Annotated in this window: 13 protein-coding genes; 8 read left to right on the forward strand and 5 right to left on the reverse strand. The window is 70.9% G+C overall.

Going from position 1 to position 13,981, the window contains the following annotated elements:
- Positions 1–13 precede the first annotated feature (13 nt).
- The 8 genes from EIP85_RS04645 (at position 14) to EIP85_RS04680 (ending at position 8,151) form a co-directional block, all read left to right on the forward strand.
- Positions 14–1,384, forward strand: a complete 1,371-nt coding sequence (locus tag EIP85_RS04645; RefSeq protein ID WP_127900994.1) for a cytochrome-c peroxidase — start codon at positions 14–16, stop codon at positions 1,382–1,384.
- Between the two features lie 58 nt (positions 1,385–1,442).
- Positions 1,443–2,198 (forward strand): SDR family NAD(P)-dependent oxidoreductase, encoded by a 756-nt coding sequence (locus tag EIP85_RS04650; RefSeq protein ID WP_127900995.1) that lies wholly within the window; start codon positions 1,443–1,445, stop codon positions 2,196–2,198.
- Between the two features lie 93 nt (positions 2,199–2,291).
- Positions 2,292–4,088, forward strand: coding sequence for a tetratricopeptide repeat-containing sulfotransferase family protein (locus EIP85_RS04655; RefSeq protein WP_127900996.1), 1,797 nt, complete (start codon positions 2,292–2,294; stop codon positions 4,086–4,088).
- 116 nt (positions 4,089–4,204) lie between these two features.
- On the forward strand, positions 4,205–5,128 hold the full coding sequence (locus tag EIP85_RS04660) for a carbohydrate kinase family protein (protein ID WP_127900997.1): 924 nt from the start codon (positions 4,205–4,207) through the stop codon (positions 5,126–5,128).
- The gene (gene dtd, locus EIP85_RS04665) at positions 5,128–5,565 is read left to right on the forward strand and encodes a D-aminoacyl-tRNA deacylase (RefSeq protein WP_127900998.1); all 438 of its coding nucleotides are present in this window, start codon (positions 5,128–5,130) and stop codon (positions 5,563–5,565) included. The genes EIP85_RS04660 and dtd overlap by 1 nt, the downstream gene beginning before the upstream one ends.
- 251 nt (positions 5,566–5,816) lie before the next feature.
- Positions 5,817–6,125 (forward strand): PepSY domain-containing protein, encoded by a 309-nt coding sequence (locus EIP85_RS04670; RefSeq protein ID WP_164871642.1) that lies wholly within the window; start codon positions 5,817–5,819, stop codon positions 6,123–6,125.
- Entirely contained in the window at positions 6,125–6,790 is a 666-nt protein-coding gene (locus EIP85_RS04675; RefSeq protein WP_127901000.1) for a response regulator transcription factor, read from the forward strand. Before EIP85_RS04670 ends, EIP85_RS04675 begins: the two co-directional genes overlap by 1 nt.
- The gene (locus EIP85_RS04680; protein WP_127901001.1) at positions 6,787–8,151 is read left to right on the forward strand and encodes a sensor histidine kinase; all 1,365 of its coding nucleotides are present in this window, start codon (positions 6,787–6,789) and stop codon (positions 8,149–8,151) included. Before EIP85_RS04675 ends, EIP85_RS04680 begins: the two co-directional genes overlap by 4 nt.
- A 202-nt stretch (positions 8,152–8,353) precedes the next feature.
- Here the strand turns inward: EIP85_RS04680 and EIP85_RS04685 are convergent, their stop codons facing one another.
- Genes EIP85_RS04685 through EIP85_RS04705 form a run of 5 tightly spaced genes read right to left on the reverse strand, consistent with a single transcriptional unit; the run spans position 8,354 to position 13,907 of the window.
- Positions 8,354–10,183: a heavy metal translocating P-type ATPase gene (locus EIP85_RS04685; protein ID WP_127901002.1), complete on the reverse strand. Its 1,830-nt coding sequence runs from the start codon at positions 10,181–10,183 to the stop codon at positions 8,354–8,356.
- Between the two features lie 55 nt (positions 10,184–10,238).
- Positions 10,239–11,375 carry an ABC transporter permease gene (locus EIP85_RS04690; RefSeq protein ID WP_127901003.1) on the reverse strand — a complete coding sequence of 379 codons (1,137 nt, stop codon included), beginning with the start codon at positions 11,373–11,375 and terminating at the stop codon, positions 10,239–10,241.
- Complete coding sequence (locus EIP85_RS04695) at positions 11,372–12,304, reverse strand: ABC transporter ATP-binding protein (RefSeq protein WP_127901004.1); 933 nt, start codon at positions 12,302–12,304, stop codon at positions 11,372–11,374. The genes EIP85_RS04690 and EIP85_RS04695 overlap by 4 nt, the downstream gene beginning before the upstream one ends.
- Complete coding sequence (locus EIP85_RS04700) at positions 12,301–13,257, reverse strand: HlyD family secretion protein (protein ID WP_127901005.1); 957 nt, start codon at positions 13,255–13,257, stop codon at positions 12,301–12,303. Before EIP85_RS04700 ends, EIP85_RS04695 begins: the two co-directional genes overlap by 4 nt.
- Positions 13,254–13,907, reverse strand: coding sequence for a CerR family C-terminal domain-containing protein (locus EIP85_RS04705; protein ID WP_206615458.1), 654 nt, complete (start codon positions 13,905–13,907; stop codon positions 13,254–13,256). Before EIP85_RS04705 ends, EIP85_RS04700 begins: the two co-directional genes overlap by 4 nt.
- Positions 13,908–13,981: the final 74 nt, after the last annotated feature.

The raw sequence follows: 13,981 nt of genomic DNA on the forward strand, positions 1-13,981 counted from the left end.
TAAGAGACCGCCGATGCAAAGACCGGCACTTCCTGTCGCATCGGCGGCCGTGCTCGCGGGGATCCTCCTCGCGGGCACGCTGCCTTCGCTTTCCCGGGCCGGCGACCCGGCGCCCGGCCCGTCGACCACAAGGCCGCTCAGCGCCGTCGCCAGCCTCGGCAAGCGGATGTTCTTCGACCCCTCGCTTTCCGGCTCCGGCGCGATGTCCTGCGCCTTCTGCCACGACCCGGCGAACCATTACGGCCCCCGCCCCGGGGCCGACACGCCGGTGGTCTACGGCGGGCCGAAACTGGACCGGCCCGGCCTGCGCACCGTTCCGACGCTCACCTACAAGGAGCTGACGCCGCCCTTCACCATCGGTCCTTCAAACCCCGAGAGCGAGGCCGCCGAGGCCGCGCCGATGGCGGTGGCCGAAACCAGCGACCTCGTGCCCTTCTCCGCCACCAACGCCTTCGCCAAGCTGGTGGTGGCCAACCGGGCGCCGAAACAGGCCAAGGCCGGCAACACCTCGGCCAACATGGTGGCCCGCGGCGGCCTGTTCTGGGACGGTCGCGCCGGCACACTTCAGGACCAGGCGCTCGGGCCCCTGCTGTCACCCTTCGAGATGGCGAACACCGACATCCCGAGCCTCGCCCGCGCGGTCAAGGCGGGCTACGGCAAGGAGATCGGCCAGCTCTTCGGCGCGCAGATCCTGAAGGACCCCACCATGACCGTGGACGAGGCCGCATATGCCATCGCCCGCTTCGAGATCGAGGATCCCTCCTTCCACCCGTTCACCTCCAAATACGACGCCTATCTCGCCGGCAAGGCGAAGCTGACCCCGGCCGAGGCGCGCGGGCTGAAGCTCTTCAACGATCCGAAGAAGGGCAACTGCGCCGCCTGCCACCTCGACACGCCCGGCGCGAACGGCGCGCCGCCGATGTTCACCGATTACGAGTTCGAGGCGCTGGCCGTGCCCCGCAACCCGGCGATCCCGGCGAACGGCGACCCCGCCTACCACGACCTCGGCATCTGCGGACCGCTCCGCACTGATGCCGCGGCGCATCAGGCGGCCAATTGCGGGCTCTTCAAGACGCCGACGCTCAGGAACGTCGCCAGCCGGCCGTTCTTCTTTCACAACGGCATCTACCACTCGCTGACCGACGTCGTCCGCTTCTATGTCGAGCGTGATACCGAGCCGCAGAAGATCTACCCCAAGGGGCCGGACGGAAAGCCCGCGCTCTACAACGATCTGCCGAGGAAATACTGGGGAAACATCGACCGGATCGACGCGCCGCTTGACCGGCATCTGGGCGAGAAACCCGCGCTCGACGCGGCCGAGATCGCCGATGTCGTGGCATTCCTGCATACCCTGACGGACGGCTGGCATCCGCCGGTGCGCTGAGCGTTGACGGGGCGGAACAAAAAGCTAACGTCTCCCGGCAAACGGGAGGTGCGGAACCATGAGCCTTGAAGGCCGCCACGCGCTCGTCACCGGAGGGGGGACGGGGATCGGCCTCGCCATCGCGCGGGCGCTGGCGACGGCAGGCGCGACCGTCACGATCACCGGGCGGCGGGCCAATGTCCTGGGCGAGGCGGGGGATATCCACGGCCTCAACCCGGTAATGATGGACGTGACCGTCGAAAGCTCGATCATCGACGCGGTGCAGCGGGCGACGCGGGCGCATGGCCCGATCACCATCTGCGTCGCCAATGCCGGCATCGCCGAGGGCCGCGCGCTGCAGAAGACGGAACTCAGCTTCTGGCGCCGGATCATGCAGACCAACCTCGACGGGGCGTTCCTGACCATCCGGGAATGCCTGCAGGGCATGCAGACCGAGGGCTGGGGCCGGGTCATCGCCGTCGCCTCCGTCGCGGGGCTGCGCGGGCTGAAGGGCGCGCCGGCCTACACCGCATCGAAGCATGGCCTCGTCGGGCTGATCCGGGGGCTGAGCGAGGATTACCTCGGCACCGACATCACCTTCAACGCGCTCTGCCCGGGCTATACCGACACCGACATCGTGCTGCAGAACACCGAAAGCATCGCAGCCCGCGCCGGCATCAGCCCGGATGCGGCGCGCGAGCTGATGATCTCCGCCAACCGCCACGGCCGGCTGATCGACCCGGCCGAGGTCGGCGCCGCAGCGCTCTGGCTCTGCGAGCCGGGGGCGGAGAGCGTGAACGGACAGGCGATCGAAATCGCGGGCGGGCAGGTCTGAGGGCGCGCCGCCCCTGCCCCGCGCGCCTTGCCAATCCGGGCCCGACTGGATACCCGAAAGCCATGGCTCCCGCCCGCGAGGTGACGCGACACGATGCCCACGGCCAATGACCTCCTCCTCCGCGCCCGCAAGCTCGAGAGCAAGGGCCGCATGGCCGAGGCGCGGGAGATCTACGAAGGGATCCTCGCCCGCTTCCCCGCAAATGCCCGTGCGCGTCAGGCGCTGGAGCGAATGCAGGCCCCCGCACCCGCCGGGCAATCGGCGCAGGAGCCCGCGCAGAACGTGATCGCCGGGCTGGTCGGCCTCCTCCAGCAGGGCCGGGTCGAGGCCGCGGCGGCCCAGGCCCGCGGCCTTGTCCAGAGCTTCCCGCGCTCGGCGACGCTGCAGACGATCCTCGGCATGGCCTCTGCCACGGTGGGCGACCTCGCCGGCGCCGAGGCCGGGTTCCGCGCGGCCGCCACGCTCAACCCCGCCGATGCCGACGCGCTCAGCAACCTCGGCAACACCTTGCAGCAGCAGGGCCGCACCGCCGAGGCGATCGAGAGCCACCGCAAGGCGCTTGAGATCCGCCCCGACTTCCCCGAGGCCTCCAACAACCTCGGCAACGCTCTGCGACAGGACGGCGAACCCGAGGCCGCCGCCGAGGCCTACCGCCGCGCCTTTGCCCGCCGCCCGGACTATATCGACGCCCGCATCAACCTTTCCAACGCGCTAAAGGACATGGGCGATGTCGAAGGCGCCGAGGCGTGCCTTCGCCGTGCGCTGGAGCTTCGCCCCGATCACGTCGCGCTGCTGAGAAACCTCGGCCTCGCGCTGGCCGACCTCGGCCGCTTCGCGGAGGCTGAGGTCGCCTACCGGCGCGCCCTCATGCTCGATCCGCAGAATGCCGAGGCCTTCCGCTACCTCACGGCGGTGACGAAACTCCCCCCCGGGGCCCCGGAATTCGCGCAGATGGAGCGGCTGCGCGCGGCCTCCGCCCCCGGCACCGACGCCCGCTGCCAGGTCTGCTTCGCACTCTACAAGGCCTATGAGGGGATCGGCGAAGACGCCAAGGCCTTCGCGGCGCTGGCCGAGGGCAACGCCACCCGGAAGCGCCTTCTCGGCCACTCCTCAGAGGCCGACGCCCGAATGTTCGCGAAACTCCGCGAGACCGCGGACCGCATCCCCGCGCTCGCCGCCACCGAACCCGCCAGGGTGACACCGATCTTCATCCTCGGCATGCCGCGCTCGGGCACCACGCTGGTCGAGCAGATCCTATCCAGCCATTCCGGGGTCCACGGCGCGGGCGAGCTGCCGCATGTGTCGATCTACGGCGCCCCCCTCGCCCTCGGCGAGGCCGAGCCGACGCCAGAGGCCCTGGCCACCCTGCGCAGCCGCTACCTCGGGCGGATCGAACGGCTGTCGCAGGGCCGCCCCTACGTGACCGACAAGATGCCCGACAACTTCCGCTTCCTCGGCCTGATCGCCAAGGCGCTGCCAGAGGCGAAGATCATCCACGTCAACCGCGACCCGCGCGCCGTCTGCTGGTCGAACTTCAGCAATTACTTCAACGGCATGGGGCTCGGCTTCACCTGCGGGCTGGAGGATGTCGTGGCCTATTGGCGCCATTACGAAGCCCTCATGGATTTCTGGGCCGAACGCCACGGCGACCGGATCTACCAGCTCGACTACGCGCGGCTCACCGAGGATCCCGAGGGCGAGACCCGCAAGCTCGTCGCCCATCTTGGCCTGGGCTGGGAAGACGCCTGCCTTTCGCCGCAGGAGAACCGGCGCGCGGTCGCCACCTCCTCGCAGGCGCAGATCCGCCAACCGATCTACCGCGGCAGCAACGAGGCCTGGCGGCGCTACGCCCCTTTCATCGGCGCGGTCTTCGACCCGCTCGGCGGCTGATCCTGCGGCGATCCGCCTGCGATCCTCTGGCGATCCGCCGCCCCCGGGCCCTCAAATCCGTTGCCCCCCGCGCCCCAGCCCTCTAATCAGAAGCCCAGCAAAGAACGGAGGCCCCGATGATCCTGTGCTGCGGCGAAGCCCTGATCGACATGTTGCCGCGAAAGACGGCCGAGGGTGAGGGCTGCTTCGCGCCCCATTCCGGCGGCGCCGTCTTCAACACGGCGATCGCGCTCGGCCGGCTTGGCGCGCCGGCGGGATTCTTCTCGGGTCTCTCGAACGACCTCTTCGGCCGCCAGCTGGCAGAGGCGCTGGCCGCCTCCGGGGTCGACACCTCCTATGCCATCCGCAGCGACCGGCCGGCCACGCTCGCCTTCGTTCACCTGAAGGACGGCCAGGCCAGCTACGATTTCTACGACGAGAACACCGCCGGCCGGATGCTGGCCGAGGCCGACCTGCCCGACCTGCCCGCCGCGGTCGACGCGCTCTACTTCGGCTCGATCAGCCTGGTGAACGATCCCGCCGCCTCCACCTACGAGGCGCTCTGCGCCCGCGAGGCGCCCACCCGGCTGATCATGTTCGACCCGAACATCCGCGCGAGCTTCGTGACCGACGAGAAGAGCTACCGCGCCCGGGTGGCCCGAATGATGAAGCTCGCCGATATCGTCAAGCTCTCCGACGAAGACCTGCACTGGCTGGAAGGCAAGGGCGACAGCGCGGACCTCGCCGCCGGCCTGCTGTCGCGTGGCCCGAAGATCGTCTGCATCACCGAGGGCGCGACCGGCGCCACCGCCTATACCGCGCGCGACAAGCTCTTCGTGCCCTCGCGCAAGGTCGAGGTCGCGGATACGGTCGGCGCGGGCGACACGTTCAACGCGGCGATGCTGGCCTCGCTCCACCGCCAGGGCAAGCTGACCAAGGCCGCCGTCGCCGCCGCCGACAAGCCGATGCTGGAACACATGCTGACCCTTGGGGTGAAGGCCTCGGCCGTCACGGTCAGCCGTGCCGGCGCCAACCCGCCCTGGGCGCGCGAGATCGACTGATGCGGGCGCTTCTGCAGCGCGTCACCTCCGCCTCCGTCGCGGTCGACGGCACGGTGGTGGGAGAGATCGGCCCCGGCCTTCTGATCCTCGTCTGCGCCATGCAGGGCGACGGCGACGAGAAGCCCGCCCAGCTTGCCGCACGCATCGCCAAGCTGCGCATCTTCCGCGACGAGGCGGGCAAGATGAACCGCAGCCTGCGCGACAGCGGGGGCGCGGCGCTGGTGGTCAGCCAGTTCACGCTCGCCGCCGATACCTCGCGCGGCAACCGCCCCGGCTTCTCGACTGCGGCCCCGCCCGAGGAGGGCCGCCGCCTCTACGAAGCCTTCGCCGCGGCAATGCGCGCGGAGGGGTTCGAGACCGCAACCGGCATCTTCGGGGCGGAGATGGCGGTGAGCCTGGTCAACGACGGGCCGGTGACGATCTGGCTCGATCTCTGAGCCTCGCCCTGGGGCCGCGCCAGCCGGCGCGGGCAGGCGTTCGTCGCTGACGCTCCTTTCGCTTCCGGGGATGCCTGGGGACAGAAGAAGACAGGCCGGTTTCTTCCTGGCCCGAAACCTCCCGCCGGTGGCGCCCGTCCTCACCGAAACGCGCCCGCCCGGGACATGGCCGCGCCGGGCAATCCGGCCTAGGCTGGACGTCAGGCCTATGTCAGCCTCCCGTCAGCCCCCCGATGCGAAAGCCGGTGCCCATGAAGATACGCGCAGCCATCCTGATCCTCGCCCTCACCCTGCCGGCCGCCCTGGCCGCGCGGGCCGACAGCGACGACCAGAACCGGGCGCGCGAGGCCTATGAACGGCACGAGATCCTGCCGCTGTCCGGCATCCTTGCCTCGGTCAGGAAATCCTACCCCGGCAACGTGGTGAACATCGAATACGAGGAGCTGGCCCACCGCCACATCTACGAGTTCGAGATCGTCAACCCGAAGGGTCAGGTGGTAGAGGTCGACGTCGATGCGGCGACCGGTAAAGTGATCGGTGCCGAAGCGGGAGAAGACTGATGCGTGTGCTGGCTGTGGAGGACGATCCGAGGATCGCTGCTGACCTGACGTCGGCGCTGAGCCGGGCGGGCTTCCTGGTGGAGACCTGCGCCGATGGCGAGGAGGCCTGGTTCCGCGGCGATACCGAGTCCTACGACCTGATCGTGCTTGACCTCGGGCTGCCGAAGCTCGACGGGCTGACGGTGCTGAAACGCTGGCGCGCCGGCGGCTGCGAGGTGCCGGTCCTGGTGCTGACCGCTCGCGGCGCCTGGAGCGAGCGGGTCGAGGGAATCGACGCCGGCGCCGACGACTACCTGCCCAAGCCGTTCCGGATGGAGGAGCTGGTCGCCCGCGCCCGCGCGCTGATCCGCCGCTCCGCCGGGCGCGGCAACCCGGTCCAGGTGCAGGGCAAGCTGAGCCTCGACCCCGCGCGGATGGAAGTCTCCGTCTCCGGCAAGCCGGTCTCGGTCTCCGCGCTGGAATACAGGCTGCTGTCCTACCTGATGCTGCACCGTGACCGGGTGCTGCCGGTGGGCGAGCTTCTGGAACACCTCTACGGCGACGAGGATTCGCGCGAGGCCAACGCGCTGGAGGCGCTGGTGGCGCGCCTGCGCCGCAAGCTTGGCCCGGGGGTGATCGGCACGCGGCGTGGCTTCGGGTATTTCCTCGAGGGCGGCGGGTCTTGAGGCGCTGGTCGCTTCACCTCAGGCTCTTCGCCGCCGGCGCGGCTTCCGTGATCGCAGCCCTGGCGCTGGCCGCGCTCGGGCTCTCGCTTCTCTTCAACGCGCATGTCGAGCGCCGCGCGGTGGCCGATCTTTCGCTGCAGCTCGACCAGGTCCTCGCGGGCCTCGCGCTTGACTCGCAGGGCCGGCTCATCCTGCCCGAACCGCCCGGCGATCCCCGCTTCAAGCGCCCGCTGGGGGGCCTCTACTGGCAGGTCACGGGGCCCGAGACGACGATCCGCTCGCGCTCGCTCTGGGACGACACGCTGCCGCTGCCGCAGAACGATCCGGTCGACGGGGTGGTGCATCTGCACAGGCTTCCCGGCCCGGCGGGGGGCAGCGTGCTTGCCGTCGTCCGCCACGTCCGCCTGCCCGCGCGGCTGGGCGGCAAGACCGTGCTGCTGGCCGTGGCGATGAACCGCGCCCAGCTCGTCGCCGAGGGCCGCAGCTTCGTCACCGACATGACGCCCTACCTGGCGCTGCTCGCGCTCTTCCTGATCGCGGCGGGCTGGCTGCAGGTGGCCGTGGGCCTGCGCCCGCTCGCCACCGTCGGGGCCCGCGTCGCCGCCATCCGCTCCGGCGAAAGCGCGCGGCTGGGCGATGATTTCCCCTCCGAGGTCCGCCCCCTCGCCTCCGAGGTCGACCAGCTCATCGCCGCGCGCGAGGCCGATATCGCCAAGGCCCGCGCCCGGGCGGGCGACCTCGCCCACGGCCTGAAGACGCCGCTGCAGGCGCTCTATGGCGAGGCCGGTCGCCTGCGCGACCAGCAGAACGATGAGGCCGCCGCCGCCATCGAGGAGATCGCAGCGGCGATGCAGGCCCATGTGAACCGCGAGCTGACCCGCGCCCGCATCGCCGCCTCGGCGCCGGCCGCCCATGCCGAGATGGCCGGGGTGGTGGAGCGGGTGCTGTCGGTCATCCGCCGCACGCCGGAGGGCAAGCGGGTCGACTGGCGGGTGGAGGTCCCCCCCGCGCTGGTCGCGCGGATCGACCCCGGCGACCTGACCGAGGCGGTGGGCGCGCTGATCGAGAACGCCTCCCGCCATGCCCGCAGGCGCGTCGCGATCCGTGCGGCGCGGCACGATCGGGCGCTGTCCCTGACGATCTCGGACGACGGGCCCGGCATCCCGCCCGACCGGCTGGAGGCGCTGATGGCACGTGGCGCGCGGCTCGACAGCGCCGGACCCGGGCACGGGCTGGGCCTCTCCATCGCGGCCGAGATCCTGACGGCCGCGGGCGGGGGGCTGAACCTCGCCAACCGCACGCCGGGGCCCGGGCTCGACGTGACGCTGCATCTGCCAGAGGCACCCCTACCGCGCACCTGATCCGGCGGGATCCGCGAGGGTTCGGCAGGATCTGTCAGGCTGGTGTCAGGCCCGGTGCCGAAGATGGCCTCAGGCGTTCCCACACGCCTGATCCCGGCGTCCCAAGCCTTGGGGTCGGGCCCGCAACCCCACTTCCAGGCCCGGGGTTGCGGGCCCCTGTTCCCTCCCTGCCCCTGTTCCCGCAGCGCCCCGGCAACCACGCTCAGCCGCGCAGGGCCCGCAGCGCGTTCAGCACCACCGCCACGTCGATCAGCTCCTGCAACAGCGCGCCCTCCACGGGGACGATCAGGCCCAGCGCGGCCGCCAGCATGCCCAGGACGGAAAGCCCGATTCCCGCGACCACGCTTTGAAGCGCGATCCGCCGGGTGCGGCGGGCGATGGCGAGCGCGGGCAGTACACGGTCGAGCCGGTCGACCAGCAGCACCACGTCGGCCGCCTCCGCGCTCGCCGCCGCCCCCCGCGCGCCCATCGCGACGCCGACATCCGCCGCCGCCAGCGCGGGCGCGTCGTTCACCCCGTCACCGACCATCATCACCCGGCCCGCCTTGCGCTCTGCCAGCACCACGCCGATCTTGTCGGCGGGGGCGAGCCCCGCATGGACCGCCTCGAAGCCGAGACCGTCCACGACCGCCTCGGCCACGTCAGGCCGGTCGCCGGTGGCCAGCACGATCCGCGCGATGCCGGCCGCGCGGAGCGCCGCGAATAGCCCCTCGATCCCCTCGCGCAGCGTGTCGGCCAGCACCAGCTCCCCCGCCCAGCGCCCGTCGACGGCGACGGCCACCGTCACCTCGCCCGGCCCGGCGCCATCCTTCGGCGGGGCCGCCAGACCTAGCTGCGCCGCGACGAAGCCCCGCCCGCCAAGGAGCACCGCGCGCCCGTCGATCCGCCCCTCCACGCCCTCGCCCGCCGTCTCGCGCACCGCCTCGGGCTTCGGCAGGTCCAGATGCCGCCGCCGCGCCTCGGCCACCAGCATCTCGGCGATCGTGTGGGGCGAGGCCTGCTCCAGCGCCGCGGCAAGGCGCAGCAGCTCCTCCGCCGGGACCTCGCCCGCCTCTCGGATCTCGATCAGCCCGGGCTGGCCGGAGGTCAGCGTCCCGGTCTTGTCCAGCACCAGCGCCGAGATCCCTGCCAGCGCCTCCAGCGCCCGGCCGGACTTGATCAGGATCCCCTGCTTGGCCGCCTGGCTGAGCCCCGCCACCAGCGCCACCGGCACGGCGAGGATCAGCGGGCAGGGCGTGGCGACGACGAGGACCGCGACGGCGCGGACCGGATCCCCACTTAGCCCCCAGGCCGCGCCCGCCAGCGCCAGCGTCAGGACCAGGAAGCCCAGCGCGTAGCGGTCCGCGAGACGCGCCATCGGTGCCCGCACCGCCTGCGCCTGCTGCACCAGGCGGACGATACCGGCAAAGGTGCTTTCCGCCGCCACGCGGCGCGCCAGAAGGTCGAACGGGTCGCCCGCATTCGTCGCCCCGCTCATCAGCTCCGCCCCGCCCTCGAAGCGCTGCGGCAGCGGCTCTCCGGTCAGCGCCGACAGGTCGAGATGCGCGATATCAGAGGCAAGCGCGCCATCCACCGGCAGCACATCGCCGCGCCGGATCAGCAGCCGGTCGCCGGGGCGGACGGCGTCCAGGTCAACCTCCTCCAGCGCCGCGCCGCGGTGGCGGATCGCCTTGCGCGGCACCCGGGTCAGCAGCGCCGTCATCTCGGATCGCGCGCGGCGCTCGGCAAAGGCCTCCAGCGCCTGCCCGCCCGCATACATCAGCGCGACGACGGCGGCGGCAAGCGTCTCGCCGAAGACCAGCGCGGCGGTCATCGAAAGCGCCGCCACCAGGTCCAGCCCGAACTCGCCGCGGCGAAGCGTGGTCACGATCTCGACCAGCAGCATCGCCAGTACCGGCAGCGTCGCCCCGGTCCAGACCGTCGCCGCGCCGCCCGTCCCGGCCCAGCGCAGCACAAGGCCAAGGACAAGCCCGCCCGCGCCCCAGGCGATGAGGCCGGGCCGCAGCGCCTTCTGAAGATCACCTATGCTCATGGCCCCTCCTAGCCCGGGCGCCCCGCCCGGACCTTGACCGGCATCAACTTCGCGCTCAGTCCAGCGTGCGGCGGAACCGCGTCAGCGCCAGCACCGCGAAGATCACCACGAAGGCGATCAGCGCGGCCAGCGTCGGGCGCACATCGGTGAAGCCCGCGCCCTTCAGCATCACCGCCCGCACCAGCCGCAGGAAATGCGTCAGCGGCAGCGCCTCGCCCAGGTCCTGCGCCCAGAGCGGCATCCCCTGGAACGGGAACATGAAGCCCGAAAGCAGGATCGACGGCAGGAAGAAGAAGAATGTCAGCTGCATCGCCTGCATCTGCGTCCGCGACAGGGTGGAGATCGTGTAGCCCAGAAGCACGAGCGCCATGACGAAGATCAGCACGCCGGAGAGCAGCAGCCAAAGGCTGCCCACGAAGGGCACCTGGAACAGGACCTTGGCGGCGACGAGGATCACCGTCAGCTGCACCGCGCCCACCGCGAAGAACGGCAGCACCTTGCCCAGCATGATCTCCAGCGGGCTCGCCGGCATGGCGAGGAGGTTCTCCATCGTGCCCCGCTCGGTCTCCCGCGTCAGCGCCATCGAAGTCATCATCACCATGGTCATCTGCAGGATGACCCCCAGCAGGCCCGGCACGATGTTGTACTGGGTGACGCCCTCGGGGTTGTAGCGCAGATGAGTGACGACCTCGACCTGGCTCGCCTTCTGCGCGGCGGCCTGGGCCTCGGTCCCCTCCTCGTGCTGCAGCGCCTCCTGCGCGACCGTCCCGAGGGTCGAGACCGCACCGGAAGAGGCCGAGGGGTCGGTCGCATCCGCCTCGATCAGAAGCGTCGGATGATCGCCCCGGTCCACCCGCCGGTCGAAATCCGCGGGGATGGTGACGACGAAGGAGACATCGCCGCGCGCCAGCAGCGCGTCGCCCTCGGTCGCGGAGATGCCGACATGTGTGAAGTGGTAGTAGCCCGTCGCCTCCAGCGCCGCGACGATGGCGCGCTCATAGGGACCCTGATGCGCGGTCACCAGCGCCGCCGGCAGGTGCTTGGGGTTGGTGTTGATCGCGAAGCCGAAGAGGACAAGCAGCATCAAGGGCACGCCCAGCATCATCGCGAAGGTCACCCGGTCGCGGCGCATCTGGATGAATTCCTTCGCCAGCATCGCGCGCAGGCGGGTGAGGGAGAAGACCGCGTTCATGCCATATTGTCCCGCGAGGCGCCCATGAGCTGGATGAACGTATCTTCGAGGCTCGTCTCCGCAGGGGCCCAGCGCACGCCCGCCCCTTCGGCGATCTTTCTGACGGAGGCCTCCAGCGCCGCCCCGTCGCGGCCGACGACATGCAGCGTCGTGCCGAAGGGCGCGACCTGGTCGACGCCGGGCGCGGCGCGCAGGTCCTGCGCCACCCGCAGCATCTGGCCGCCATGGTCGCCGTTCACCAGGAAGGTCGTCAGCCCCGCGCCCGCCACCACCTCGGCCACCGTCCCCTTGGCGATCAGCTTGCCGTAGGAGATGTAGTTGATCCGATGGCAGCGCTCCGCCTCGTCCATGTAATGGGTAGAGACGAGCACGGTGATCCCCTGCCCCGCCAGCCGGTGGATCTCGTCCCAGAACTCGCGCCGCGCCTTCGGGTCGACCCCGGCGGTGGGCTCGTCCAGAAGCAGCAGCCTCGGCTGGTGCATGGTGCAGGCGGCCAGCGCCAGCCGCTGCTTCCAGCCGCCCGAAAGGCGCCCGGCCAGCTGGTTCCGGCGCGAGGCGAGGCCCAGCTCCTCCAGCGTGCGGTCCACCACCTTCCGGCGCGGCGCGATGCGGTAGAGACCGGCCACGAAATCGAGGTTCTCCGCGATCGAGAGATCCTCGTAGAACGAGAACCGCTGCGTCATGTATCCGACCTCGCGCTTGATCTTCAGCGCGTCGCGGGCAAGGTCCATCCCCAGCACCCGGCCGGTGCCGGCATCGGGCTTCAGAAGGCCGCACATGATCCGGATGGTGGTGGTCTTGCCCGATCCGTTCGGGCCGAGAAAGCCCGCGATCTCGCCCTTCTCGACGGTGATCGTCACGTCGTCGACCACCGTCTTGTCGCCGTAGCGCTTGACGAGGCCGCGCACATCTATGGCGGGTTCGGTCACTTTCCGGCCCCGCGCGGCAGGTCGACGTCGACGATCTGGCCCGGCTTCAGCCGCACTGCGCCCGGATCCGGCCGCGCCTCGATCAGGTAGACCAGCTTCTGGCGGTTCTGCAGCGAGTAGATCACCGGCGGAGTGAACTCCGGCTGGTCGGCGATATAGGTGATGGTCGCATGTTCATCCGATCCGCAGCCGTCGCAGCGGACGTCGAGCCGGGTTCCGACATGGACATGGCTGAGAGAGTCTTCCGGCAGGTAGAGCATCAGCTTCACGGCGCCCTCCGGCAGGAAGGTCAGAACGGGCGCCGAGGGCCCCGCGATCTCGCCCGGATGGCGCAGCACCTCGGTGATCTCGCCGGATGCCGGGGCGATCAGCGTCCGCTGGCCCAGCTCCCAGGCTGCCGCGTCCCGCGCCGCGCGCGCCTGCGCCACCGCCGCGGTGGCCGCGGCGATCTGGTCGGGCCGGGCGGGCAGCTTGGCGACCGCCAGATTGGCGCTTGCCTGCGCCACCGCGGCCTGCGCCACATCGAGCTGGGTGCGCGCGGTATCGAGGTTCGCCTGCGGGGCCACGCCCCGGTCGTTCAGGCTCTGGGCCCGCGCCAGCTCCTTGCCGGCATTCTCCTCCTGCGCCTTTGCCGAGGCGAGCGCGGCTTCCAGCACCTTGATCTCCTCCGGCCGGCGGCCCTGCTTGAGGTCGGCCAGCTGGCTTTCCGCCTGCGCCAGCGCCGCCCGCGCCTTGGCGAGGGTGATATAGGCGTCGCGCTGTTCCATCCGCACGATCACCGCGCCCGCCTTCACATGATCGCCGCGCGCCACCTCCAGCGTCTTCACCTGCGCGACCGCAACCGGGGCGATCAGGTCATAGTCGCCCTCGACATAGCCGGTGGCCAGCGGCGGCGCCGGGATGCAGGCGTTGAAGAAGGCGCTCAGGATCGGCACGGCACAGAGAAAGCTCATCGATCGGTCCTTTCACCTGCGGCACGCGCCGCGTCCTTGCTGGCGGCAAGCGCCCCGTGGAGGTTCCCGGCCAGAAGATCCGCGATCACCGCGGCCCGCTCCGGCCCGATCGCGTCCCAGCCAAGTCGGCGCAGCACCATCGGCTGGCCGACGCGGAAATAGATCACCTGCCCGATCATCGCGAAAACGGCGAGCCGCACGCCCTCGCTTTCGGGATCGAGCCCCGTTGCGCGGCCCCAGAGCCGGCAGAGCATCCGGTGTCGCGGCCCGATGATGCGTTCGTAGATCGGGTCGACCAGCGGGCCGGCCATGGTGATCTCGCGCAGCAGGAAGACGGCGAAATCCTGCGCCGGCCCGGGGCCGGCCATGAAGCGCACGGCCGCATGCAGCAACCGCTCCAGCACGGCCGCGGCCTCCTCCGCCCGCTCCGGCAGAAGGGCGGCGCCGTCGGCGGGCAGGATGGTATCGATCTCGGCGGCGATCGCCTCGACGCAGGCCAGCCGCAGGCCCGCCTTGCCGCCGAAATGATAGGCGATGGCGGCTACGTTGGCCCCGGCACGGGCGGCGATCTCGCGGGTCGAGGCGCCGTCGAACCCCTTGCGGCCGAAGAGATGCAGCGCCGCCTCGATCAGCGCGGCACGGGTGGGCATCTCGGCATCTGGCGACGGCATCGGCGCGACCCCGGCTTTAACTAACCGGACATTAAATCAAACGATTGATTACG

The organism is Solirhodobacter olei (assembly GCF_004010155.1).
Lineage (GTDB): Bacteria > Pseudomonadota > Alphaproteobacteria > Rhodobacterales > Rhodobacteraceae > Solirhodobacter > Solirhodobacter olei.

Excerpts from the sequence above, each read along its gene's own strand:
- EIP85_RS04645 (WP_127900994.1), top strand. The coding sequence starts at position 14 with ATGCAAAGACCGGCACTTCCTGTCGCATCGGCGGCCGTGCTCGCGGGG.
- EIP85_RS04650 (WP_127900995.1), top strand. The coding sequence starts at position 1,443 with ATGAGCCTTGAAGGCCGCCACGCGCTCGTCACCGGAGGGGGGACGGGG.
- EIP85_RS04655 (WP_127900996.1), top strand. The coding sequence starts at position 2,292 with ATGCCCACGGCCAATGACCTCCTCCTCCGCGCCCGCAAGCTCGAGAGC.
- EIP85_RS04660 (WP_127900997.1), top strand. The coding sequence starts at position 4,205 with ATGATCCTGTGCTGCGGCGAAGCCCTGATCGACATGTTGCCGCGAAAG.
- dtd (WP_127900998.1), top strand. The coding sequence starts at position 5,128 with ATGCGGGCGCTTCTGCAGCGCGTCACCTCCGCCTCCGTCGCGGTCGAC.
- EIP85_RS04670 (WP_164871642.1), top strand. The coding sequence starts at position 5,817 with ATGAAGATACGCGCAGCCATCCTGATCCTCGCCCTCACCCTGCCGGCC.
- EIP85_RS04675 (WP_127901000.1), top strand. The coding sequence starts at position 6,125 with ATGCGTGTGCTGGCTGTGGAGGACGATCCGAGGATCGCTGCTGACCTG.
- EIP85_RS04685 (WP_127901002.1), bottom strand. The coding sequence starts at position 10,183 with ATGAGCATAGGTGATCTTCAGAAGGCGCTGCGGCCCGGCCTCATCGCC.
- EIP85_RS04690 (WP_127901003.1), bottom strand. The coding sequence starts at position 11,375 with ATGAACGCGGTCTTCTCCCTCACCCGCCTGCGCGCGATGCTGGCGAAG.
- EIP85_RS04700 (WP_127901005.1), bottom strand. The coding sequence starts at position 13,257 with ATGAGCTTTCTCTGTGCCGTGCCGATCCTGAGCGCCTTCTTCAACGCC.
- EIP85_RS04705 (WP_206615458.1), bottom strand. The coding sequence starts at position 13,907 with ATGCCCACCCGTGCCGCGCTGATCGAGGCGGCGCTGCATCTCTTCGGC.